The sequence below is a fragment of the Streptomyces sp. 7R007 genome, assembly GCF_054850255.1.
Genome location: NZ_JBTWMV010000078.1, coordinates 1 through 23,018, shown reverse-complemented (window position 1 = coordinate 23,018; position 23,018 = coordinate 1). Strand labels below are relative to the sequence as shown.

At 68.5% G+C, this 23,018-nt stretch carries 20 protein-coding genes and 2 pseudogenes; 12 read left to right on the top strand and 10 right to left on the bottom strand.

What is annotated here, in order from left to right; translation table 11 throughout:
- The first annotated feature begins 108 nt into the window (after positions 1–108).
- Positions 109–990: an SDR family oxidoreductase gene (locus tag ACYF6T_RS42085; protein WP_461703254.1), complete on the top strand. Its 882-nt coding sequence runs from the start codon at positions 109–111 to the stop codon at positions 988–990.
- A 218-nt stretch (positions 991–1,208) separates the two neighbouring features.
- Here the strand turns inward: ACYF6T_RS42085 and ACYF6T_RS42080 are convergent.
- Both ACYF6T_RS42080 and ACYF6T_RS42075 read right to left on the bottom strand, forming a co-directional pair.
- A pseudogene (locus tag ACYF6T_RS42080) lies at positions 1,209–1,538 on the bottom strand (transposase); the annotation flags it as partial.
- A 695-nt stretch (positions 1,539–2,233) separates the two neighbouring features.
- Positions 2,234–2,761 (bottom strand): peptidase inhibitor family I36 protein, encoded by a 528-nt coding sequence (locus tag ACYF6T_RS42075; RefSeq protein ID WP_461703253.1) that lies wholly within the window; start codon positions 2,759–2,761, stop codon positions 2,234–2,236.
- Positions 2,762–3,562: 801 nt separating this feature from the next.
- On the opposite strand from ACYF6T_RS42075, the pseudogene ACYF6T_RS42070 reads away from it, so the two are divergent.
- Positions 3,563–4,159 (top strand): annotated as a pseudogene (locus tag ACYF6T_RS42070) (DinB family protein).
- Between the two features lie 51 nt (positions 4,160–4,210).
- On the opposite strand, the gene ACYF6T_RS42065 reads toward ACYF6T_RS42070, so the two are convergent.
- Positions 4,211–4,414, bottom strand: a complete 204-nt coding sequence (locus tag ACYF6T_RS42065; protein ID WP_461703252.1) for a hypothetical protein — start codon at positions 4,412–4,414, stop codon at positions 4,211–4,213.
- Here ACYF6T_RS42065 and ACYF6T_RS42060 point away from each other — a divergent pair.
- Positions 4,413–4,841 carry a hypothetical protein gene (locus ACYF6T_RS42060; RefSeq protein ID WP_461703251.1) on the top strand — a complete coding sequence of 143 codons (429 nt, stop codon included), beginning with the start codon at positions 4,413–4,415 and terminating at the stop codon, positions 4,839–4,841. The two genes, ACYF6T_RS42065 and ACYF6T_RS42060, sit on opposite strands and share 2 nt — an antisense overlap.
- Before the next feature lie 268 nt (positions 4,842–5,109).
- Here the strand turns inward: ACYF6T_RS42060 and ACYF6T_RS42055 are convergent, their stop codons facing one another.
- Positions 5,110–5,589, bottom strand: a complete 480-nt coding sequence (locus ACYF6T_RS42055) for a nuclear transport factor 2 family protein (protein ID WP_461703250.1) — start codon at positions 5,587–5,589, stop codon at positions 5,110–5,112.
- Positions 5,590–5,782: 193 nt separating this feature from the next.
- Between ACYF6T_RS42055 and ACYF6T_RS42050 the strand changes: the two genes are divergently transcribed.
- The 3 genes from ACYF6T_RS42050 to ACYF6T_RS42040 all read left to right on the top strand — a co-directional run bounded on the left by ACYF6T_RS42050 (position 5,783) and on the right by ACYF6T_RS42040 (position 9,242).
- The gene (locus ACYF6T_RS42050) at positions 5,783–7,207 is read left to right on the top strand and encodes an ISL3 family transposase (protein ID WP_461703249.1); all 1,425 of its coding nucleotides are present in this window, start codon (positions 5,783–5,785) and stop codon (positions 7,205–7,207) included.
- 299 nt (positions 7,208–7,506) lie between these two features.
- Positions 7,507–8,451: a hypothetical protein gene (locus ACYF6T_RS42045; RefSeq protein WP_461703248.1), complete on the top strand. Its 945-nt coding sequence runs from the start codon at positions 7,507–7,509 to the stop codon at positions 8,449–8,451.
- Positions 8,452–8,867: 416 nt separating this feature from the next.
- The gene (locus tag ACYF6T_RS42040; RefSeq protein WP_461703247.1) at positions 8,868–9,242 is read left to right on the top strand and encodes an ISL3 family transposase; all 375 of its coding nucleotides are present in this window, start codon (positions 8,868–8,870) and stop codon (positions 9,240–9,242) included.
- Between the two features lie 45 nt (positions 9,243–9,287).
- Here the strand turns inward: ACYF6T_RS42040 and ACYF6T_RS42035 are convergent, their stop codons facing one another.
- A complete protein-coding gene (locus tag ACYF6T_RS42035; RefSeq protein WP_461703246.1) occupies positions 9,288–9,836 on the bottom strand; it encodes a DUF4262 domain-containing protein in 549 nt (182 codons plus the stop codon).
- Between the two features lie 417 nt (positions 9,837–10,253).
- Positions 10,254–10,598 (bottom strand): hypothetical protein, encoded by a 345-nt coding sequence (locus ACYF6T_RS42030; protein WP_461703245.1) that lies wholly within the window; start codon positions 10,596–10,598, stop codon positions 10,254–10,256.
- Between the two features lie 607 nt (positions 10,599–11,205).
- Between ACYF6T_RS42030 and ACYF6T_RS42025 the strand changes: the two genes are divergently transcribed.
- Both ACYF6T_RS42025 and ACYF6T_RS42020 read left to right on the top strand, forming a co-directional pair.
- Positions 11,206–11,643 carry a hypothetical protein gene (locus ACYF6T_RS42025; RefSeq protein ID WP_461703244.1) on the top strand — a complete coding sequence of 146 codons (438 nt, stop codon included), beginning with the start codon at positions 11,206–11,208 and terminating at the stop codon, positions 11,641–11,643.
- A 190-nt stretch (positions 11,644–11,833) separates the two neighbouring features.
- Positions 11,834–12,169, top strand: coding sequence for a hypothetical protein (locus tag ACYF6T_RS42020; RefSeq protein WP_461703243.1), 336 nt, complete (start codon positions 11,834–11,836; stop codon positions 12,167–12,169).
- 212 nt (positions 12,170–12,381) lie between these two features.
- Here the strand turns inward: ACYF6T_RS42020 and ACYF6T_RS42015 are convergent, their stop codons facing one another.
- The 4 genes from ACYF6T_RS42015 to ACYF6T_RS42000 all read right to left on the bottom strand — a co-directional run bounded on the left by ACYF6T_RS42015 (position 12,382) and on the right by ACYF6T_RS42000 (position 17,879).
- On the bottom strand, positions 12,382–12,897 hold the full coding sequence (locus tag ACYF6T_RS42015; RefSeq protein WP_461703242.1) for a hypothetical protein: 516 nt from the start codon (positions 12,895–12,897) through the stop codon (positions 12,382–12,384).
- Positions 12,898–13,162: 265 nt separating this feature from the next.
- Positions 13,163–14,683: a carotenoid oxygenase family protein gene (locus tag ACYF6T_RS42010; protein ID WP_461703241.1), complete on the bottom strand. Its 1,521-nt coding sequence runs from the start codon at positions 14,681–14,683 to the stop codon at positions 13,163–13,165.
- A 34-nt stretch (positions 14,684–14,717) separates the two neighbouring features.
- Positions 14,718–16,181, bottom strand: a complete 1,464-nt coding sequence (locus ACYF6T_RS42005) for a benzaldehyde dehydrogenase (RefSeq protein WP_461703240.1) — start codon at positions 16,179–16,181, stop codon at positions 14,718–14,720.
- Between the two features lie 54 nt (positions 16,182–16,235).
- Positions 16,236–17,879, bottom strand: coding sequence for an MFS transporter (locus ACYF6T_RS42000; RefSeq protein ID WP_461703239.1), 1,644 nt, complete (start codon positions 17,877–17,879; stop codon positions 16,236–16,238).
- A 220-nt stretch (positions 17,880–18,099) separates the two neighbouring features.
- Between ACYF6T_RS42000 and ACYF6T_RS41995 the strand changes: the two genes are divergently transcribed.
- The 4 genes from ACYF6T_RS41995 (at position 18,100) to ACYF6T_RS41980 (ending at position 21,982) form a co-directional block, all read left to right on the top strand.
- Positions 18,100–18,594, top strand: a complete 495-nt coding sequence (locus ACYF6T_RS41995) for a VOC family protein (RefSeq protein WP_031480864.1) — start codon at positions 18,100–18,102, stop codon at positions 18,592–18,594.
- 5 nt (positions 18,595–18,599) lie between these two features.
- The gene (locus ACYF6T_RS41990) at positions 18,600–20,276 is read left to right on the top strand and encodes a bifunctional 3-(3-hydroxy-phenyl)propionate/3-hydroxycinnamic acid hydroxylase (protein ID WP_461703238.1); all 1,677 of its coding nucleotides are present in this window, start codon (positions 18,600–18,602) and stop codon (positions 20,274–20,276) included.
- Positions 20,273–21,115: a fumarylacetoacetate hydrolase family protein gene (locus tag ACYF6T_RS41985; RefSeq protein WP_461703237.1), complete on the top strand. Its 843-nt coding sequence runs from the start codon at positions 20,273–20,275 to the stop codon at positions 21,113–21,115. Before ACYF6T_RS41990 ends, ACYF6T_RS41985 begins: the two co-directional genes overlap by 4 nt.
- Before the next feature lie 93 nt (positions 21,116–21,208).
- The gene (locus ACYF6T_RS41980) at positions 21,209–21,982 is read left to right on the top strand and encodes an IclR family transcriptional regulator (protein ID WP_461703236.1); all 774 of its coding nucleotides are present in this window, start codon (positions 21,209–21,211) and stop codon (positions 21,980–21,982) included.
- Positions 21,983–23,018: the final 1,036 nt, after the last annotated feature.

Sequence of the window (23,018 nt, the reverse complement as noted above, 5' to 3'; positions counted from 1 at the left end):
AACGGAGTCCCACTAGGCATGCGATCAGGCTAGGTGATGGGACACCTGTCCCGTCACCGTGTAGGGTCAGTGACGGGACAACAGTCCCATCACTTCCAGGGAGAGCTCATGCATGTCTTCGTCACCGGCGGTACCGGCACCATCGGCTCCGCCGTCGTTGCCGAACTCCTCGGCAACGGTCACACCGTTCTCGCACTGGCTCGCTCGGACAGCTCCGCGCAGGCCCTTGAAAGCGCTGGTGCCAAGGTGCTGCGAGGAGACCTGGCGGACCTCGATGTCCTGCGGTCCGGTGCAGGGCAGTGCGACGGCGTGATCAGTCTGGCGTTCGGACGCGACTACGGCAATACGGACGCGCTCGCGCAGGCCATCGCCGAGGAGAGCGCCGCGCTCGCCGCGCTGGGGCAGGAACTCATCGGAAGCGACCGCCCGATCGTCACGGTCTCGGGTACGCCTTGGGTGCCGGGTCGCGCCTCCACCGAGGCCGATCCGCTGCCGACCGACGGACCGGTGGGCGGTCGAGGCCGTTCGGTCAATGCGCTGCTGGACCTCGCCTCGCGCGGTGTGCGCAGCACGGCGGTTCGCATGCCGCGCACGGTCCACAACAAGGGCCAGGGCGGATTCGCCGGCCTGTTGACCGATCAAGCGCGCCGCACTGGGGTGGCTGGCTACCCAGGCGACGGTACCCAGCGCTGGCCAGCCGTGCACGCGCTCGACGCAGCCGTCCTGTTCCGGCTGGCCCTTGAATCCGCACCGGCAGGGACGTCCTGGCACGCCGTCGGCGATGAGGGCGACGCGGTGCGAGACATCGCCACAGTCATCGGCCGACGACTGGGCCTGCCGGTCGAGGAGGTTCCGCAGGAGAACTTCGGTCCGTTCGGCCCGATCTTCGCCATGGACCAGCCGGCGTCCAGCGCCCATACCCGCGACGCCCTCGGGTGGCAGCCAACCCACCCCAGCCTCCTCAAGGACCTGGAGAGCATTGAGCCCTGACGCACCCCGGTTCCAGGGGACTGGGACGCGTCGGCTAACTGGGTCACTGGCAATGGCCCGGTACCGGGACACTCCAATTCGTCGTGAGTGACTGCCTGCTGAGCGGATCCCTGAGCTGTTGACTTCGAGGTTCGTCGGGACGATCAGGCGCGCCGAAGGCAGGTGGCGCGGGCAGGGTCGGTGCGGAGTTTTGTGAGAGCCCGCCAATCCTCGAGGCGGGGACGGAGCCAGTTGCTCACGTCCACGGCCAGCACGATCCGGCCGTCGGCCGCCTTCGGCAACGGCAGGCCGGCCAGCGTGCGGCGCAGGCGGGTCGGCTCCAGCCAACCGCGGTCCAACGCCGCGTACAGCGCACCGTGCCCGCGCCGGTGCTCGACCGCCAGCGACAACTCGACCAGCGTCTTCACCGGCCCGTCCGCACACAGCACCGCATCGGTGAGCTCGAAGAGCGCATCCGCGCGAGCGTAGAGGCATTCATAGAACTCGACCCGAAAGCGGGACAACACGTCCAACGCCGCGACGGCAGGCGCATCGACAGACAGACTCATACACAGCGGCCGTTCTCTTGTACTTTGTGACTCGACATCTCGAAGCGTGGAGAACGGCCGCCTCCGCTGTCCCGGAAAGAACCGCAGATCAGCAGGTCGGATGACCTGCCACGTTAAACGCCAAGCTCAGGCCAATGCGTCGGGGCGAGCGGCCATGTGGTCGGCCCGTGGAGGGCTACTGCCATCGGCTGACGATCGGCGTGCTATGAACTGCTGGCTGGGCTCCCGCCTAATCGGGATCAGCGCGACGTCCGCCGACTCCTCCTCCACACCGGCGCCTTGAAGGAACGCAACGAGAGCCTCGAACGCATCCCGGGCTGGCTGGAGCACGGGCTCGCAGACAAGCGGGCCGCGCACGCCAGCCTTGCCCGTCCGCTCCTGCACTGGTTCCTGCTTCGGCGAGCACGCCAGCGGGTCGCCACGCGCCGCCAATCTCCTTCCGCTAACTTGCCTCCGCCAACCCGTACCTGCGGCCTCGCGTCAGCGTCGCCCTGGACTTCCTGGCCGAGGCGAATGAACCTGGCCTGGCCCTCGCAGACCTCGCCCAGGAGCACGCCGACGACTGGACCGCGGGGCCACCAGCCAGCGGCGCCACCTGGGAGGTGTCTGGGCCCGCATCGGTGGAGGCCGGTAGGTGCCGCTCGGGGCAAGCGGCACCTGTGTCTGGCGGCTTGCCGGAAAACCGGGTTGGCTCCTCAGCAGACGGTGATCGCGTCCGTGTACCAGAGCCGGGTGGGAACGTTGGGGCTTTGGTCCTTGGCCACTGAGTCCCCCAGCCATTCCCACTGGCTGCCCGTCCAGTTGTAGAAACTGGAGCGGGTACCGGGTGTCTGGTTGTTGACGTAGGAGCGCAGTTTGTCGCTCCAGCCGTACTGGCTGCCGATGTTCACGAATCCGCAGCGGTAGAGGTTGAGCCTGTCGCCGCCTCCCTGGATGCCGCTGAACAGGCACAGCCAGCCGTAGTCGCACGAAGGAGGCCAGGCCGCGGGGGAGGACTCCGAAACCGGCGTAAGGCGGGCGATGACTCCGTTGCGCAGCTCGATCGTGCGGTCGTCGAGTTGCTTCGCGCCCGGATTGGCCCGCATCAGGGCGTCCAGTTCTGCCGGAAGGTGGGTGTCCACGGCATGCGCGTCGTCGGCCTGGGCGGGGGTGCCGCACAGCACGAGCGCGGTCGCCGCGATCAGAGCCGCCGCACCGGCGGTGAGCGTTTTGGTTATGGGCATGTGCTTCTCCGTTCGTTCGATGGGTGTGTCGTTCGCTGCCTGGGGGGTGCGCAGGCTGCGCCTAGCGGTCGGATCTGGTACACCTCTCCCTTGCGTTCACGATGTCCGCGCAGGTCTTCCAGGGGGGCGCCGTTGTCGCCGACGGCGGCGGTGTTGTGAGTGCCGGCCTTCGGATGTGCACGGGGCGTGACGTGTGGAGAGCCCTGCGCAGAGTGAGCCGGTCGTCGGCCTGGGCGCCGACGATCTGGCCGTGATGGCCGCCCCTCGTGCCACCAGTGCCGCCGCAGTGCCACCGGACCGTCCTGCCGGTGGCAGACCCCGGGCTGGCCGGCTGTCGACCGGCGGCGAGACCCTGCTGGCCGCCGGTCGGGGCCGTGGGGCTCGCGCCGACCGTCGCCGGGCCGATGCAAGGCATCGGGGCAGTGACCGGAACGGTGACTGCGGCCGCTGTGCGCTAAGTGAAGGGCATGAGTGTGCTTCCGTTGTTCGCATCCTTATGGCGAGCTGCCTGCCGTGTCGTGCACGGCGGGTCCGGGACCTGGGATTGGACCGTCGGCATCAGCTGTAGCCGGTCACGCGTTGTTCGCGTTCGGCCCCTGGTGGCGAACAAACAAACACTCAAAAATGTGACGGCGCCGCGTGATCGGTGGCGCGGAGTGACGGGGCGGCTGTGTCACTTTCGAGGGGAGTCATTTCGAGGTGACTTGGGGAGTCGTTTCGCGGCAGCAGGCAAGATCAATTTCAGTGACTTTTGATTGATGAAACTCCCGGCTGTCAGTGCCGGATGGGAAACTGCCCGGCATGATCGAACCGAACCCGAAAGCGGACCTTCTCCGGTACTTGCAAGAAGGGCGTGACGCCCTGGTGTGGAAGCTCGATGGGCTCTCGGAGTACGACATCCGCCGCCCGCTGACCCCCACGGGCACGAACCTGTTGGGGCTGGTCAAGCACGTCGCCAGCGTGGAGTTGGGATACTTCGGCGACACGTTTGGGCGGCCGTTCTTCGACGAGGACCCACCGTCCTGGTGGTATACCGAGGAGTCAGAGCCCAACTCGGACATGTGGGCCGCAGCGGACGAATCACGTGAACAGATCGTTGGGCTGTATCGCCAGGCGTGGGAGCACTCCAACAGCACGATCGCGGCGCTGCCGCTTGATGCGATCGGTCACGTCCCGTGGTGGCCGGAGGAACGTCGAGAGGTGACGCTGAACCACATCCTGGTGCGCGTGATCTCCGATACTCAGCGGCACGCCGGTCATGCCGACATCGTGCGAGAGCTCATCGACGGATCCGTCGGCTATTTGCAAGGCTAAGACAACATGCCAGCAGGGGATCAGACGTGGTGGGAAGGCCACCGGGGCCGACTGGAGCGCGTGGCGCGGGAAGTGAACGGCTGATCTCGCCCTGCTGCCGACCCCGTTGGCTCGGGGTCGGCCATGCGGCACCTTTCAGCCGGCTGCGGTCTGCTCGGCCAGGGCCTTGGTGTGGGCGAGGCGGTAGGACTCGGTGCCGGTCTGGATGATGGCGCCGTTGAGCCGACGCAAATACTGCTCGCCGACCTGCGGGGAGAAGGCCCGCTCGCATCTGCCCACGCAGCGGACCTGCCCCCAGTGCGAGCGGGAGTTCACCACCACCCTCAGCCCGAAGCGCATGTTCTGCTCGTCCGAATGCCGCACCGCCGCCCGCGAGGCCCAGACGGAGACCCGAACCTGCCCGGTCTGCGAGAACCCCTCCCAGGCCAAGACGACGGTCCGCACCCCCCGCTACTGCTCGGCCGTCTGCCGTCGCGAAGCCGAGCACCGCCGCGACCGGCCCCTGGACGAGGAACGGGCCCGCCGCCTCGACCAGGCACCACCCGCGCTGCCGGCCCGGATCGAGCTCCCTCCGCCGCCACCGGTCCGCACCGACTCCCGGCAGTCCGCGGCCGTCCGTGACCCGCTGGAGCCGACCGCGACCCGGAACTGCCCCCACTGCCAGCAGCCCGTCACAATCGTCGCCCTGCTGGCCACCCCCGAGGCCGCCCGTCCGACGATGCCGCACCACCGCACCGACTTCGTCCCGCTGCGGCGGACCCCATGACCGCCGCCCCCTTCACGCTCGCCCAGGTCGACGAGTTGATCACCCGCAGCCACAGCGACGGCACCCGCACCTTCATCTTCTCGACCACCGTGGACCAGCCCGACAACGTCTGCTGGGCCAGCGACATCCCGCGCCGCTGGATCGACAACATCACCGTCAGCGACCTGGTCCCCGAGATCGACCACATCCTTCGCGCCTACTTCGGCCGACCCTCACCGATCACCACGGCCCGGCGACCTGACGGTCGCCGGGCCGTAAAGCGGTGTCGTCAGGCGGGTGATCCATCCGCGACGGGGAGCTGTTCCGTTCCGCCGCCGAAGGGGAGGAAGACAGTGCGGCTGGCGAGGAACCAGGCGCCGTCGATCTTCCGGAAGATGTCCTCGTAGTGGCCGACGTCCGCCGGGAGCCTGGGCTGGATCATTCCACCTGAGTAGCCATCGACCCGGTATGTCGTCAGATACGAGACGGCCCGCGCTGTTGCCTCGGACTCCACCGTGACCAGGATGTTCGTCATCAGACGGCGCGACAGCCTGTCCGCCGGGCGAGGGGCGAAGTAGGCGCGCAGAGCCTCGCGCCCCTCAATGCGCCGGTCCCCGAAAGGCCAGTGCCAGACACCATCGGGCGTGAACAGCTCAGCCACCGAACTCGGGTCGCCGAGGTCAAGGCGGTGGATGAAGTCCACAATGATGCCCTCGCAGGCGCGTTCCGCGAGCATCCGCTCGACCGAGAGCATGACCTTGTCGCCCATACCCCTGTCTATCAGCCCCAACAGGTCCCAGAGCAACGGCTTTTCCACACCAGCACCGGCAGGGCGTGCTCTTCGCTCCCCATCCTCCCCAATCGATTTACCAGCGGACGAACTGAGGCGAAGATCGACCGTGGGGATTTTCGCGGGCCTGGGCGGAATTTCGTGACGGTCACGATCGTGTAGTTCACGCTTCGTGTTCGATGGCGGGAATGCCCTGGTCATGGGGGTTCTGTCCGAGTTGCAGGACGTACTGTTCCCGAACGCCGTGGGGATGGTGCTGGACCGGTTGTTTGAGGCGAGCGGGGTCGTTGTGGCCGAAGCCCACAGCGCCGTAACGGAGTTGAGATGCCCGGACTGCGCGACTGCCTCGCGTCGGGTGCACAGCCGCTACGGGCGGCGGCTCGCCGAGTGTCCCGTCGGCGGGCGTCGCGTGGTGGTGAAGCTGGAGGTCAGGCGGTTCTTCTGCGATGCCTCCGGATGCGGACGGCGTACGTTCGTTGAGCAGGTCGACGGTCTGACCACGCGTTATGCCCGTGCCGGCCCCGGCGTGAAGACGCTGTGGCGGTCTGTTGCGCTCGCGTCGGGTGGCCGGTCGGGCATGCGGCTGTGCCGCTGGCTGGCCGTGCCGACCGGCAGGGCCCAGCTGCACGCGCCCGAGGTTCCCGCACGCAGCCCGTGGGTGCTGGGCGTCGATGACTTCGCCTTCCGGCGCTCGCGCACCTACGGGACCATCCTGCTCGACATCGAGACGTCCACCCCGATCGACCTGTTGCCCGACCGCATCAGCGAGACGCTGGCCGCCTGGCTCACCGCACATTCCGGCGCCGAGATCATCTGCCGGGACCGCGACAGCGGTTACAGCCGCGCGATCAAGGAGGCCGCACCGGCCGCAACTGAGGTGGCCGACCGCTGGCACATGCTTCAAAACCTGTCCGCCGCGGTCGAGAAGACCTGCCACCAACACCGCGCCTGCCTGCACAAATTCGCCCTGGACGATGTGGATGCACCGACGCCAACGACCGCACCGCCCACGGCACTGCTGCCGCTGACGCCGCCGCTCGACAACATTCCCGCGACCCCGCTCATGCAGCGAGTGACCGAACGGTATGCGGAGATCCACCGGTTACGGGAGGCGACGTGGACGATCAGCGCCATCGCCCAACGGTTCGGACTGGACCGCAAAACCGTCCGCCGCTACCTGACCACCGACCTCGACGTGCTGATCGCCTCGGCCCGCGACCGCCGCCCCCGCCAGATCGACACCTACCGCCCGTACATCCAGCAGCGTTTCACCGACGGCTGCACCAACGCGACCCAGATCTACCGGGGAGATCCGCGAACACGGCTTCCGCGGAAACCACCAGGCCGTACGCCTCTACGTCCGAAGCCTGCGGGGCGGCACCGCCCAGACCGAGGCCCCGAAACCGATCCCGAAGCCGAGAAAGATCACCTCATGGATCATGCGGCCCCGCGACACGCTGACCCGCGAGGAACAAGACCAGCTCGACGAGGTGCGTATCGCGTGCCCCGACATCGCCACCGCCTGCGACCTGGCCCGCGTCTTCACCGGCCTGGTCCGCGACCGCCGCGGGCACCTCCTGGCCGCCTGGGTCCGTGAGGCCGGGACCAACGCCCCTGATCCGATACGGGGTTTCGCCGGATTCCTGCGTCAGGACTGGGACGCCGTCCTCGCCGGCATGACGCTCGCCTACAGCTCCGGCGTCGTCGAAGGCCACGTCAACCGTTTAAGACGATCAAGCGGCAGATGTACGGCCGGGGATCCTTCCGACTCCTACGCACCCGCGTCCTGCTGCGATCGTGACCACCGCCGGCTTCCGGCCCTCAGACTCCAACTGGCCACTGATGCGGATGTGTTGGCGGTTTCCCCACCAACTGGATTTCAGTCACACTTACTGCATGTTGGCCACCCTCTTGCCGGGAGTGCGGGAGATCCGCACTCCTCTCACTGTGGGGTACACGTGGTTACTCGTGCTGTGGCTCGCCGTCGGCTACCGCATGCCCGAACCAGGGAGTGCGCAGGGGGTACCGGCTGATGTGTACCGGCTGGCACACGCCGCGGGACTCGGCGCTGTAGGAATCGCCGTCAGCGTGATCGCTTACCTCGTTGGTGTAATTGCTACTCGGCTGGGCCTGAGCGTCACATACGCGGTCGGGGCTGCCCTCCGTCGTACTCCGATCGCCCCCATAACCCCTGGCGACCGCCGAGAGAACGAAGGCGACGAGGCGCTCATCTACGTGGTTGTCAGTCGGCTTGCGGAGAGGTTCAGCCATGACGCGGGGTTCCGCAACCAACTCCTTGACCAGTTGTTGGCCGATCCTCCTGCAAATCTACCCGCTCGGACAAAGGCCGAGTGGGAGCACCATGCGCTCACCCACGGCTGGACTCGCCGCTGGCTTGTCCGCCAGGTGGTCGATGCCGAGACGTTGGCCGATCAATTGAAGTCGGACCGCTACAACATCATCCTGCGCTTGCGCGGCTCGGCGGAGCCTGTCGCACTGGAACACGACCGGCTCCAGTCCGAAGCTGACTTCCGTATCGCGATGTTCGGCCCCCTGGCCGCGGCCTGTGTCGTCTTGGCGGTCCGTTGGAACCCCTGGTGTCTGCTGACCTTGCCATTCCTGATTGTCTTGATCTATGTCGGTGTGGCGGCGCGTACGGAAGCGGAGCAAGGCGTCGCGTGGGCGTTAGCAGCCGGCCAAGTGGACGATCCCTCCCTGGCGCGGTTGGACGCGATTCCCATACCGTTACGCGCTGGCGGTAGCACTGTGATTTCCAACGACAGCTCTGCCGATACACATGGCCCAGGCGATCCTGACGACACTCTGGCAACGCCAGGGTAGGGAAGAGCGGCTTCCTTCAGCTTGGGAACTATCTCCCGAGCTGCACGTCCCACGAACGTTGACCGTGACCGTCACGAAATTCCGCCCAGACCCATTTTCGCGAAGCCTCATCACCACTCATGCCGGGCGATCGCCCGGCACCTGGGCTGGGGCCTCAACACCGTCCTCCGGTACGCGAACGCCGCACGCTGGCAGGACACCATCCGCGAGAACCGGCCCTCCGGCCCAGTCGGCTGGACCCCTACAAGCCCTACCTGGAACGGCGATTCGCAGAGGGGTGCACCAGTGTCACCCGACTCCACGGCGAACTGGTCGCCGAGCAAGCTCCCGTCACCTACGGCATGGTCCGAGCCCACGTTGCCACCTTGCGCGAGGCTCCATCCGCAGCGTCGCCGCGGCCACCGACGGTACGGCAGGTGACCGGCTGGCTCACCCGGCACCCCGCCGCCTTGAGCGAGGAAGGCCGCGTCGGCCTGAAGGATCTCCTGACCCGCTGTCCCGAGCTGGACACAGCCGCCGGGCACGTCCGCGACTTCGGCGAGATACTCACCGGCCGCCTCGGCGCCACGCTCCCTGCCTGGATCGACGCCGCCGACGCCAGCCGGCTGCCCGCGCTCACCGGCTTCGCACTCCACCTGCTCCGAGACCTCGACGCCGTGATCGCCGGACTCACCCTGGACTGGAGCTCGGGCAGCATCGAGGGCGCCGTGAACCGCATCAAAGAGATCAAGAGACAGCTCTATGGCCGTGCCGGATTCGAACTCCTACGCAAGATGATCTTGCTTCAGTAGTGCATTGTCCGGGTGTCGGCCCGCCGGCGTCCCGCCGCTTTGAGATCAGAGTTCGGTGGTCCAGATCCCGACAGGATGGTCACTCGGAGGCAGCCACAACTGCGGCTGTGACTCGCGATGCTTCTCGTCAGCCTGCTCATCCCAGTGGAAACGGCCCTCGGCATCAGGCCACGCGACTTGCAGCACGGGGAGAGGCGGCCGCCGGTAGAACCCGATGGCCTGCCCGAAGAAGGTCCGGTACCAGCCGCGGTCAACCTGCCTGAGCGCGACTCGATGACCTGCAAGGACGTCAGGATGGCTCTGGCCGTCCGCCAGTGCCTCGCCTGCGGCGGATTTCTCTCCAAGTGTGTTGAGCATGCGGTGCATGGCGTGGACATGGAGCCCGAACACGGCCAGTTCAGGTCCGCCGTGAGTGTGCGCGAGGCCGATCGTGTAGGCGAATCCAGGACCGATCTCGTCTTCGGGAACCATCACGACGTGCCATTCGTGCTGCTGCACATGTTCGATGACCGTCAGATCCATGCGGTCCGCTTCGTCCCGGTCGCCGTAGTCATGGCAGAGGACACAGCGGCACTGGAACGGGTCATCAGTCATGTGCGGAGGGTACGAGGTGAGCGTTCACGTCGAGCAACCGGGGTTTGGACCTCTCAATCGAACGGTGCCGTCACCCTCCGCGACGGCTCCCCAAGATCTGTGTCAGAACCCAAGAGCCACTGACATTGATCTTGCCTGACGCCGAGAAACGACTCTCCAAGTCACCTCCAAATGGCTCCCCGTGAAAGTGGCACAGCCAAGCCGAGGTGCGGTGGGGCGAGACGACCGCCCTCGACGAGGGCGGCAGTCCGGGCCCGTCTTCCTTCTCGGCGGTGCGCCAGCGCAGGTGTCCTGCGGCGTCACGGTGGTAGTTCTGCACCATGATCTGGCGCAGGGCCCGGAGGCGAGGACCGGACGTGCGGTCCGCTCCGTGCCGGTAGAGGTGTTCCAGGAGCCGGACGGCGTCGTTTCCGGTAGCTAGATCCTGGTTTTGGGCTTGGTGGGGTTCTTGCCCAGGCGGACCGGTCGGCCGGAGCGGTGCCCCCAGTCTTCATCGACCAGCTCGTCGAGCAGATGCGGGGAGGTGCCGGCGACGTCTTCGAGCGCGGCGCGGACCGCCTCGGTGACCATCTCCAGGCGGGTCAGGTCATGCACTGCGGGCAGGACGTGGGTGGAGTCGGTGCGCTGCGTGGTGCGCTCGCGCACCAGGCCGGCCTCCTTGAGGCGGGCCAGTGCGAGGTCGAGGAGGCGGTCGGCGCGGTCGTCTTCGGCGAGACGGTCTCGGAAGTCGGCCAGCAGGTGAGAGACCCGGACGCGCATCACGCGGGTACCAGTCCATGAAGTCCTCGTCGTACCACAGCCCACCCAGCCGGTCACGTACCCATATCGCCGTCGTGCCGTCCGGGTTGCTCGCCCGCGCAACCTGCGCAGTCAGAGACGGGACCTGCTCACCGGAACGAGGGCGCAGGGACAACGAGCACCTCGACAGCTGTATCAATCGGCGGAACCATCCGAGCATGCCCGTCGCTCCTGCTGCCGCACCGGGAAATTCCAAGATCCCCGACAGAGTCAAGTTCAGGCCTCGCCCTTCTGCTGCACCGCAGTTACGTCGGTTCTCCTCGTTGACGAGCCCGGCTGGCACGAACGACATCTCGACCACCTCGAAGGGGGGCGGCCCGCCGTACACGAGGACGTCAATCCCCTCGTCCGTGACGAGCTCGACCGTGCGCAGCGGCGGACTCGAGTCCGGGAACGGCCGTCTGCCGTGGTCAGACATGCCGATCACGTAAAAGGCCGGGCGTGTTGTGTCAGGGGCGCACAAGAGCGCCTGCGGCTTGTGCGGGGCGTGAGAGTGGGGGAGAGGTGCACCGGCCGGACGGGCCGTTCTCAACGATGGGCCCACGTCCGCCGACTCGTGAAAGGCGACGGGGTGGACACCACCACCCGCGTCGCGGGCCTTCTTCTCTTGGTGTCCGCCCAGCCTCTGAGTCGGACCTCCCAGATCCGGCTCGACCAGGTCATCCGCCTGGAGGGCGGGGTTGCGCTCAAGCTCGGGCCCCACCTGACCGACCTGCCGCCACCGCTTGACGCCCTCGTGTTGAAGCTCGTCCAGCAGCGGCACGGCTACTCGACCCTCGGACGCAGTGACGATCAGCTATGGCTCTTCCCGGGCACGGCCGGTGGACAGCCGATCAGCAGCCGACAGCTCATGCGCAAGCTCACCGCCCTGGGCATCAAGGCACGGCCCGCACGCAACACCACGCTGATGCATCTCTCCGCCGAGCTCCCCGCCGTCGCGCTCAGCCGCCTCCTCGGACTGCACATCAGCCGGGCCGAGAAGCGGGCCAAGCAAGCAGGCTCCACATGAGCTGACTACGCTGCCGAGTTCTCCCGCCGAGGCGCCGACGCCCATACGTAGACCGTGTCCCTGCGCCTGCGGGAGCTGGGTGTCCCGTTCACGGCTTCGATGTCTCGCTTCCACCGCCTGTTCGTCGAGCGCGACCGAGGGGCAGTCGGGTACCTCACCCGCTGGACACCAGACACCCGCGTGTTCAGCGGTGGCCCGCCAGGTGCGGCCCCGACATGCGGCGTTCGCGGTCGAGGACATCGTCGAGGCGGTGCGGCACGTCCCAGTGGCGGGCGCCGAACTCCTCATCATTCCGGCGAATTACTGCGACGACCAGGCGGCACCGTACAAATTCCCCGACCGGGAGCTGGAGACGTATCGCGAACGTGGCATTCTCTGCGACCGCGACGAGCGGGGCGGGGAGTTCCGTCGCTGCTACACGGATACGGTCGGGTACATCTTCTTCGAGATCGTCCAACGGACCGGCGGTTACCGCGGATACTGCGCCGCCAACCCCTTCGTACGCTTCGCTGGCCAACGACGGTAGACCCGTTGGGCGGCGAGGACCAGTGCCTCAGCGGGACAGAGGGCGCAACCGCTGTGTTCCAGGAAAGAGACGACGGCCGGCCGCGTCGGACTGACGGGGCGGGCCGGCATGCTGTGCCCGTTGCGTGTGGTCTTCTCGTAGGCACCCTGGCGGGTCTCGTCGTCGGTGAGCATGTCCTCCAGCGGCCCGTGTCCGGCTCGTGGGAAGGAGATTCAGATGTGCCTCTTCACCCGCGGACGCGAGGGCGTCGTAGAGCAGGCGGCTCTGGTGGTACGGCACAAAGGGTCCTGCTCGCCGTGGAAGATCAGAGACGGCGGGGTATGCCGCTCGCCGATGTAGGTGAGCGGGTTCGCCGCGACGACCTTGCCAGGGCAGGCCATGATGGTGCAGCCGAGCAGTAGCGCCTCGGGTGAGCGGGCGTCGGAGTGGCAGTCCGTCAGCCCGAACGCCGAGTTGAACACCCTGCAGCCGTCCGGCATGTGCGCGTCAATCTGCAGGAAGTCGGTCGGCGGGTGGAACGGCACGGCCGCCTGGACAGCGCTGGTCGGCCCGCGCGGGCCGACGTCGCCCTCCAGCTCCGGACGGTCGCCGGTGACCGCGGCCATAACGACAGCAGTCGCCTGGCGCGGGACGGCGACCTGATCGTGGTCACTCTCAACTACGAGCGGCGCGCCGACGTCGGCCGGGAGGCGAAGCAGGTCGGACAGCACCCGCGCGCCGACGGCCATGGCGGCGCTGTCGGCCTGCTGGGCCCGGCGCGGGGCCAGCCGGTCGCGGATTGTGCTGATCCCTGGGCGGCCGGACTGCCTCACGGGCCACGGCCGGGGGGTGCGGGCCTTCGGCTCGGCCCGCACCTTCGGGGGAGAGGCGTCCTCGGCTCAACGGCTCAACCCGGATGCCACGTCCTCCGTCTCGGCTTGGCCCAGGATCGTCGAAGGTCGCGTCGCCGGTGTCGCGGCAGCGGAGCCGAGGACCGTCTCCGGAGCAGCGCCACTATCGGTCGTCGCCTTTCGCTGCGATGGCCCGGTCCAGCACGTCGTGGTCGGCCCAGCTTCCGTGGAAGCCGAAGGGCACCCGGCTGGGAAGCTTGACCCGGGCCAGCGGGGTGCGGCGCAGGTCGGCCGCGTCATGGACGAGGAGCTCGCTCAGGCCGGTGGCGCGGTTCCACCACAGGGAGAGCAGATAGCCGTCGTCCTCGCCGCGGGCGTTCTCGCGGGCCACGAAGACCGGTTCGCTCGGGCTGGTCAGGCCGTCGGGTCCTTCAACGACGGTGGTGCGGTCGAGAAGGTAGTCGTGACGGGCGAGGCCGTCGGACATGGTGTCGTCGGCCAGGCTGCGCGTGGTGACGAAGTAGCCGTAGCGGTGCGGCCGGCCCGTGTAGGCGTCGTTGATCTTCGGGAACTCGCCGAAGACGCCGCTGATCATCTCCTCCGTGGCCCGTCCGGTCGCCAGGTCGACGCGCCAGCGGTAGGGCAGGGCCGGCGGGAACCACTCGTGGGAGCCCAGGGGCGTGGAGAGACGGTCGACCGGGCTGCCGAGGCGGCTGATCCGGTGCCCGTCGACGATCAGCTCATCGTCCTGCTCGTAGGCGTTGTAGAAGTGGGTGTTGGCCCAGTGGCCGCCGAGCTCGTGCCAGGTGACCTCGTGGGTGTGGCGGTTCATCAGGACGATCTGGACGCCGTGATCAAGGGACTTCTCGTCCCAGACGACGCCGGGCCTGCTCTGGGCCACCAGGTCGAGGCGGAACTGGGCGGGTGTGACAAAGAAGATCGCGTACGTGTCGCTCACCGCGAAGTCGTGCATGAGGACCGGCACACCGATGTCGAAGGAGTGCGAGTCCTTGATCTCGGCCGTCTTCACGTCGGCGCGGTACCAGGTGATGGTGGGTCCGATCGCGGCAAAGAACAGCATGTCGCCGGTGTCCGGGTCGGTCTTGTAGTGGCCGGTGCACAGGACGTCGACGCCGCCGTGGAAGTCGTACGTGCCGAGGGTGCGCAGCGTCTCGGGGTCCAGTGCGTGCGGCAGTCCGCCGTCGAAGTAGACGAGCAGATGGTCGTCGAAGAGGCCGGCGTTGATGTTGGCCACGTTCTTGGCGCGCGGGGCACCCTCGGGCAGCTGGCCCTGGGTGCCGCCGTTGACGAAGCCGCTGTAGATCGCCTCCCCGGCCTCCACCTCGACCCTCATCGAGTCGGTCTGGACCCAGCGGGTGCGGTAGGCGGCTCTGCCCTCGCGCAGGTAGACACCGCATACCATGCCGTCGCCCTCCCACCAGTGGTAGCGGTCGGTGTTACGGGGCTGGAAGCGGGGGTTGGAGGAGACGCGGAACAGCGCGCCCGCGAGGTCGGACGGTATGTCGCCGTCCACCTTCAGGTCGTACGCCTCGTTCTCCTCCGTCCAGGGTGCGAAGGGGCCGTTGAGGAACCTGTTGCCGGTGTGCCAGTCGGCTCCGGCGCCGGCGGGGGCGGGGCTCTCACCGGTCCCACGGGGGACGACGGTCATGGGGTTCGGGGGCATGGGGCTCTCCGTGCGGGTCTGTGTGTCGGGACGGTCAGAACGGGTACTGCGGGAGTTCGCCGCGTACGGTGACCCACTGCTGTTCGGTGAAGGCCTCGAGGTTGGCGGCGCTGCCGCCGTGACGGGCGCCGGTGCCGGAGTCGCCGACACCGCCGAACGGGATGACCGGCTCGTCGTTGACCGTCTGGTCGTTGATGTGTACCAGGCCGCTGGGCACACGCTCCGCCAGGGCGAGACCCTTCATGACATCCCGGGTCAGGACACCAAGCGACAGCCCGTACTCGGTGCCCCCGGCGAGCGCGGCCGCCTCATCCAGGTCCTGGAAGGGTACGACGGGCGCTACGGGGCCGAAGATCTCCTCGGCGTAGGCGGGCGCGGAGAGCGGTACGTCCGCGAGCACGGTCGGCCGGTAGAACAGGCCCTCGTAACCGCCGCCCGTGGCCAGCCGGGCACCGGCCCCGACCGTGTCCGTGACGATGCGGTGCACGTTGTCCCGCTGCTGGCTGTCGATGAGCGGTCCGACGGCGACGTCCTCCGTGGCCGGGTCGCCGACCCGGAGCGCGTCGGCGTGCTGGGCCAGCAGCGCCGTGTAGTCGTCGGCGACCGAGGCGTGGACGAGGTGGCGGCTGCTGGCCATGCAGATCTGGCCGGCATGGACGAAGGATCCCCAGGCGCCCACCGAGGCGGCCTTGCGCAGGTCGACGTCGTCCATGACGACGAGCGCGGAGTTCCCGCCCAGTTCCAGGTGGACCCGTTTGAGGTGCTGTGCGGCGGCGACGCCGATGGCGCGGCCGGCGCGGGTGGAGCCGGTGAACGCGATGACGGGGACCTGCGGATGTTCGACCACGGCGGCGCCGGCATCCGTGCCGCCGGGCAGGACGTGCAGCAGACCAGCGGGCAGGCCCGCCTCCTCGAAGACGCGGGCGAAGACGACACCGCCGCTGACCGCGGTGCGGGGGTCCGGCTTGAGGACGACCGCGTTGCCGAGGGCGAGCGCCGGGGCGACCGCCCGCATGGCCAGGGTGATCGGCACGTTGAACGGGGCGATGACGCCGACGACCCCGACGGGGGTGCGGCGGGAGAAGGACAGCCGCTGCTGTCCGGAACGCAGCAGCTCACCGTAGGGCGCCCCGGCCAGGGCGGCGGCCTCGAAGCATTCCTCTGCACCGCCGCTGCTGACCTGCAGAGCGGCGAACGGCCGGATCGCGCCGGACTCGCGCACCAGCCAGGTCTCGATCTCCTGCTGATGATCCTCGAACAGGCGCGCGGCGCGGCGCAGGACCGCGGCACGGTCGGAGTACGGCCGGGCGGCCCACTCCCGCTGGGCCCGTGCCGCCCGCTTCACCGCTTGGTCCACGTCAGTCGGCGTGGCGGTGCCGACGCGGCCCAGTGTCTTGCCGGTGGCGGGTTCGACGGCGTCGTACGCCTCGCCCGATCCGCTGATCCACTCACCGGAGAAGATCCGGCCTTCCCAGGTGCTGCTGTCCAGAAGAGTCATGGTGTCCCGTTCCATGTCAGGGGTTGTCACGGCTGTGCCCCTAGGGGCTGACGGTCAGGCGCTGGGGAGCGGCTTGACGGAGTCCGGAGCGCCGGCCGGTGTGGTGGCCGCCTCCTGGGCGGACGTGCCGACGGCCGTGGCATCAGCGGCGCCACTGTGCCGCAGGGCGAGAACAGCGATCACCGCGCCCGCCAGCGCGGCGCCGGCGCAGACGTACATGCTGAGGTCGAGGCCCGATTCGAGGGCCTGGCGGGCGAGCGGGGCCACGGTGCCCGACAGGCTCCCGAGGTCGGCGTTGGCGACTGCGAGTGCGCCTCCTTCGGTGTTGACGGCCTCGGCCACGCCCAGAGCCTGTGGCGGAAGGCCGGAGGAGGCGAGCTTGTCGGCCAGGCCGCTGCTCGCCGTGCCGAGTGCGACGGCGCCGATGACCGCGGGGCCGAGGGCCTGCCCGGTCTCCCGGACGAGACTGGTGACCGCGCTGGCCATGCCGGCGTACCGGATGTCGACCGTGCCGACCGCGACGGCCGTCAGTGACGAGAACATCGTGATGAAGCCGACTCCCATCAGCAGGATCGGTCCGGTCATGGACGCGAGGCCCGTCGCGTCGCCCGGCAGCAGTGCCATCCAGAACTCTCCGGCGGCGAGCGACAGCAGCCCGCCGGCCAGCAGGACGCGGGAGTGCACGCGCTGCAGCAGTTTCGGCAGGAACGGGGTGAGCAGCAGCGGGACCGCCTGAACGAGCGCGAAGGGCAGAGCGGCCTGCAACGGGGAGACGTGGTGGACTGCCTCCAACTTGATGCTGAGCGCATAGGCCGTGCCGATGAAGCCGAACAGGGCGAGCAGTCCGATGGCGGCGGCTGCGGCGAAGGCGGGCGTGCGGAACAGGTCCAGGCGCAGCATCGGCGCCCGTGATCTGCGCTCCACGGCGAGGAACGCCGTGAAGGATGCGGCGGCGAGGACGAAGGGGAGCACGATGTGGGGCTCGGAGTAGCCGTCGCTCGCGCCCTCGATGACGGCGTAGAGCAGGGCCAGCAGGGACACGGCGATGGTGAGCTGGCCGGGCCGGTCGAGGCCGCGGTCGGCGGTGGCCTGGCGGGAGTCGACGATCCAGCGACCGCTGACGGCGGAGGTGACCAGGCCGAGCACCGCGAGCGGAACGAAGGCCCAGCCCCAGTAGGCGTGTTCGGCGATGAAGCCGCTGATCAGCGGGGCGATCATGGCGCCGAAGGCGAGGCTGAGCGCCCAGTACGACAGGGCCCTGGCGCGGGCGACGGGCTCCCGGGTGCCTGCGACGATCACGGCCAGCGAGGAGGGGAAGATCGCCGCGGCGCCCAGGCCGGCCACCGCCTGGCCGGCGATCAGCTGGGTCATCGAGCCCGCGGTGGCGACGACCAGGCAGCCGGCTGTGATCAGCAGCCCGCCGAGGACCAGCAGGCGCTTTCGTCCGAACAGGTCGCCGAGGACGCCGAAGTTCAGCTCCAGGATGGCCGTCGGGAGGATGAACGCGGCCGGGATCCAGGCCAGGGCGGCGGCCGATGCCCCGAGGTCCTGCTGTATCTCACCGATGAGCGGCGAGGCCAGGGGAATGCCGATCTGAGCCACGCAGATGGCGAAGCAGGCCGCCACCAGCGTGGCGCGGCCCAGCGGAGCCGGCGTGTTCGGAGAGGGAGCGGGGCCCTCGGCAGCGGGATCGGTCATTGAGGGATGCCTCCGGCGGTGCTCCGTGGACGCCGTGACTGAACGACGCACCAGACACCATTGTCTCGAATACTCGGACTTGAGTTTCATTTAGCAGGACCATGTACTGTGGGCTTGTCTCCGTCAAGAGGAATGAAGGCGGAATCTTGTGATTGACGACCGGAGATCCTGCCGTTAGCGTCCTATAAATCAGATGGTCAGTCCTGAAAATGGAGACGGCATGAGCATCACTGGGCTCGGGCACACCGGCTTCTGGGTCGACGACCTCGAAAAGATGCGCGACTTCTACAGCCGGGTCCTGGGGCTAACGGTGACCGACGAGGACGAGGAGCGTCGCATCGTGTTCTTCTCGTCCCGCCCGGACGAGGAGCACCACGAGTTCGTGCTCCAGGAGGGCCGGACCGCCCCGGCCGGAAGCAAGCTCACGCACCAGGTGTCATGGCGCGTGGACTCACTGGAGTCGATCATCGACTTCCACCACCGGTTCCGCGCCGAGGGCATCGAGGTCCAGCAAGAGGTCACCCACGGCAACGCGATCGGCATCTACTTCTTCGACCCCGAGGGCAACCGCAACGAGGTCTACCTCCGCCTGGAGCGTGACGTGCGCCAGCCGTTCCGCAAGAGCCTCGATCTGGACCTGCCCCCCGAGGAGATCATGGCCGAGGTCGAGCGGCTGCTGACCGAGGGCGGACCGGCCTACCAGCCGGTCCAGTAACTGCCGTGCCTACGACATCCGCGCCGCCGTCGGTCCTGGTCGTCGGCGCAGGCCCGACCGGGCTGACGGCTGCCCACCTGCTGGGCTCCCGGGGCGTACGGGTGCTGCTGGTGGAACGCAACGCCACGACCAGCGACGCCGCCAAGGCGATCAGCCTCGACGACGAGTCCCTGCGCACCTTGCAGTCGGCCGGCGGCCTGGACGAAGCGGTCTACCCGATCCTGGTGCCGGGCACCGGGACGAGATACTTCGGCGCGCGCGGACGACCGCTCGTGCACGCCCGGGGCACTGGCGACCAGCGCCTGGGACATCCGTTCAAGAATCCCTTCGCCCAGCCCGACCTGGAGCGGGTCCTGCGTGAGCAGCTGCGCCGCTTGCCCGGCGTCGACGTCCGTTTCGGTACCAGGCTGACCGCCCTCACCCAGCACCCCGACCGGGTGCGCGTGTCCCTGCGGACGGGCGGGGAGGACGGACCGGTCGAGGAGCTGGACGTCCCTTACGTCCTCGGCTGCGACGGCGGCCGCAGCACGGTGCGCGACCTGCTGGCCGTCCCCATGCACGGCCGCAGCTTCCCTGACGTATGGCTGGTGGCCGACACCCTTGAGGACACGCACGACCAGCGTTACGGCATGCACCACGGCGACCCCGGCCGGCCCGTCGTCATCGTTCCGGGCCGGGACGGGCGTTGCCGCTACGAGTTCCGCCTCAAGCCGGGAGAGTGCGAAGCGGGCGCCCCACCCCCGTTCGGCCTCCTGCGCGAACTCCTGCGGCCCTACCGGGAGATCACGCCCGAGCAGATCGAGCGCGCGGTCGCCTACAGCTTCCACGCGCTGCTGGCCGACCGGCTGCGCGACGGCCGCTGCTTCCTGCTCGGCGACGCCGCGCACATGATGCCGCCGTTCGCCGGCCAGGGCCTCAACTCAGGGGTCCGGGACGCGGCCAATCTGTGCTGGAAAATCGCCGAGGTGGTGGCGGGCCGGGCCGGTGACGCGCTGCTCGACACCTACGACACCGAGCGGCGCCCGCACGCCCGGGCCGTGATCGACCTCTCCGTGCGGCTCGGCCGGATCGTCATGACCACCAGCCGTCCGCGTGCGCTGCTACGCGACATGCTGGTGCGCACGGCCATGCACATCCGGCCGGCCCGCCGCTACCTCACCGAGATGCGCTACCGCCCCAGCGCCCGGATACGGGAGGGGGTCGTCGTCCCGACGGACGGCGCGGGCAGTGGACTTGTCGGCGCGATGCTGCCGCAGCCTCGAGTACTGCACGGGCCGCACCACCGCCCCGCACGGCTCGACGACGTCCTCGGACAGGGCTGGAGCCTGCTGGGGATCGGCGTGAGCGACACCGACTGGGCGACCGCTGTACGGGCCGGCCTCCCCGAGGCCACCGCCGTGGACGTCTTCCTGGACGACCGCACGCCGCGTGACCGGGCCGGCCGAACGGGGATCGCCGACGCCGACGGCCGGCTCGACACCCTCTTCGCCGGGCTGAACGGGTCCTTCGTCCTCGTACGTCCTGACCGGTTCGTGGCCGCCGTGTTCGCCCCCGATCGGGCCGAGTACGTCGGCCTGACGCTGCGGCGCTTCGCACGCCCCTGCCCCGCCACGGGCACCACCACCGCCACCTCCGATCCCGCCCCCGAGATCCCATACGAGTTCCCAGGAGTGCCCCGATGAGACTGAGCACCGTCCGTATCAGCGACGACCGCGTGACCTCGGCCGCCCGACAGGAAGGCGACGAACTCGTCCTGCTCCCTTACGCAGACGTGGGCGCGCTTCTCGCCTCCGGCGACGACTGGCACGAGCGCGCGGCCTCCGCCGACGGCGAGCGCATGCCCCTGGCCGGGGCGTCACTCGCCCCACTGGTCCCCCACCCGAACAAGATCGTCTGCCTGGGTCTCAACTACGCCACCCACATCAAGGAGATGGGCCGCCCCACCCCCGCGCATCCCACCCTCTTCGCGAAATACGACGGCTCCCTGATCGGCGCTCACGACGACATCCACATGCCGCCGGTCAGCGACGATCTCGACTGGGAGGCCGAGTTGGCAGTCGTCGTCGGACGCCCCGGCCGCCACATGCCGCGCGAGAAGGCCCTGGAGTACGTCGCCGGCTACACGGTCGCCAACGACGTCACCGTGCGGGACTGGCAGCACCGTACCCGGGAGTTCCTCTCCGGCAAGACCTTCGAGGCCACCACCCCGGTCGGGCCCGCTCTGGTCACCGCCGACGAACTCCCGCTCGGTGCCTCGGGGCTGGACATCTCCTGCAGCGTCGACGGGCACACCATGCAGAAGTCCAACACCGCGGACCTGCTCTTCGACGTGGCCGAGACCGTCGCGTACATCAGCACCATCATCACGATGCTGCCGGGCGACCTGATTCTCACCGGCACCCCGGGCGGCGTGGGCGCCGGTCGCGACCCAAAGGTGTTTCTTCGCCCGAGCCAGGAACTGATCACCACTGTGGAAGGCATTGGGGAACTCCGCAACACCGTCATCAAGGACAAGCTGTGAACCATGACCACAGGAAAACGGCGACCCCGCGGTACCGCGGGGTTTCCACCGGCCGCACGCCCACCCACTAAAGTCTCTCGTATGTCAGGAAACATGTCTTCGAGCTACCGCGAGCGCAACTCCACGGCCGACCGGGCACTGGACATCCTGACCATGTTCGACGACGTCCATCTCGTCGTCTCCGGAGCCGCCGTGGCCGAACGGCTCGGCGTGGCGCGCTCCACCGCGTACCGCTATCTGCAGAGTCTGGTGACCGGGCGTTTCCTCGAAGAAGCTCCGGGCGGCGGCTTCCGGCTCGGCCTCCGAGTGCTGGAGATCGCCCGGGTGGCCCGCCGCAGTTACGGTCTCTCCGAGGTCGCGGTGCCGTCGATGGAATCGCTCGCCGAGGAGGTGCACGAAACCGTGCTGCTGACCCGGCGCACCGGAGGTCTGGTGGTCTGCGTGGACCGCGCGGAAAGTACCCGCGCGGTGCGGATCTCGTACGAGCGCGGCAGCGCCCTGCCGATCAACGCCGGCGCCTCCGCCCTCGTCCTCCTAGCCTGGAGCCCGGACGACGAAGTCCGCGGCCTGCTGCAGAATGCCGAACTGCGCCGCTTCACCTCGGCCACCCTCACCGACGTCGACGCCCTCATGGAACGCCTCGGCCGGATCCGCCGCATCGGCTACTCCGTCACCCGGGGCGAACTGGATCCCGATGTGGTCGGCATCGCCGCCCCGATCCGGGACGAGAACAAGCAGGTGGTCGCGGCGGTCAGCGTGGCCGCCCTCGCCTCCCGGGTCTACCCGGAGGCGGAGACGGAGATCGCTCAGAAGGTCCTGGCCACCGCGCAGGAGATCAGCGAGCGGATGGCCGTCGTCGCGGGCTGACCCCTGGTCCTGCTCCGTCCGGGCGGGGTGACGCGGCAAACCATGCCAGGGCTCGACCGTGGGCCAGGCACAGAATCTGCCAGTACCACGGCACCGGCCCTTCGGGGTCGAGGTGGACGACCCCGAAGCCCGGCGATTGGTCGACGAGGCGATGGAAAGCGGATGTCGTCCTGCGCGCCGACGAATACATGACCACCGTCGCGCAGAAAGAAACCACACGGATCACAAGGCAGACGCATAGCCGACTGCGCCGGGGTGAGGCCGGCCAGCGGATCGGCGCCGGTACGGGCGATCACCTCCCCCATGAGCTCGCCGAGTCCGGGACCGGCCGCGAGGACCTCGATGTTCTCTTCGGGGAAGGCGGACATGAGACCGTCGGACGTCAGCAGGGCGACCTCATCATGGCGAGCGAGAAAGGCGCGGGCCAGAGGAAGCAGGGGAAGTATGTGCCCGTAGGCGGGAGTTGCGGAGAAGAGGATGCGCATAGCTGGTCCCGATAGTTGTCTCGGACAAGGGTCGCCCGCACTGCAAGTCGTCCGCCAGTACCTCTCCGGTGGACGCACAGCAGTCCGGCCGCGTATTGGTCACACGTAGTGGGGCCCCGAAAGGGTTCATATCTTCGTCAATGAGCTGTCCCCGGTGTTGTCGGTCGGGACGGGGAGGGCCATCCCCTCGCTGCAGTCCGCCCGGACATGGGCCGTGTCCTGCGATGACGGGTGAGCATCAGGCCGTCACGAGGGCCGCATGGCGCCACGCAGTCAGGGTGGAAGGCCCAATGAAGGAGCACGCTGCTGCAGACTGGCGAACGTTGGCCTCGACAGGAAACGAGCGGCTGCCCGGCGCCGGGCTGAGTGTGAGCCGACCGCCGCCCAGCCCGACCATCAGCAGATAGCCGTCCCTGGCGAGCACGGTCCGGGACAATTCATGGCTGCCGTCACCGCCTAATACTGCAGCCGGACTTCTGTATTTCTGCTGGTCAACGGCCTAGCGGTGGGGAGTGTAGCGGGAGTTCGGCATGGGTGTGGCGGTCTTGGGT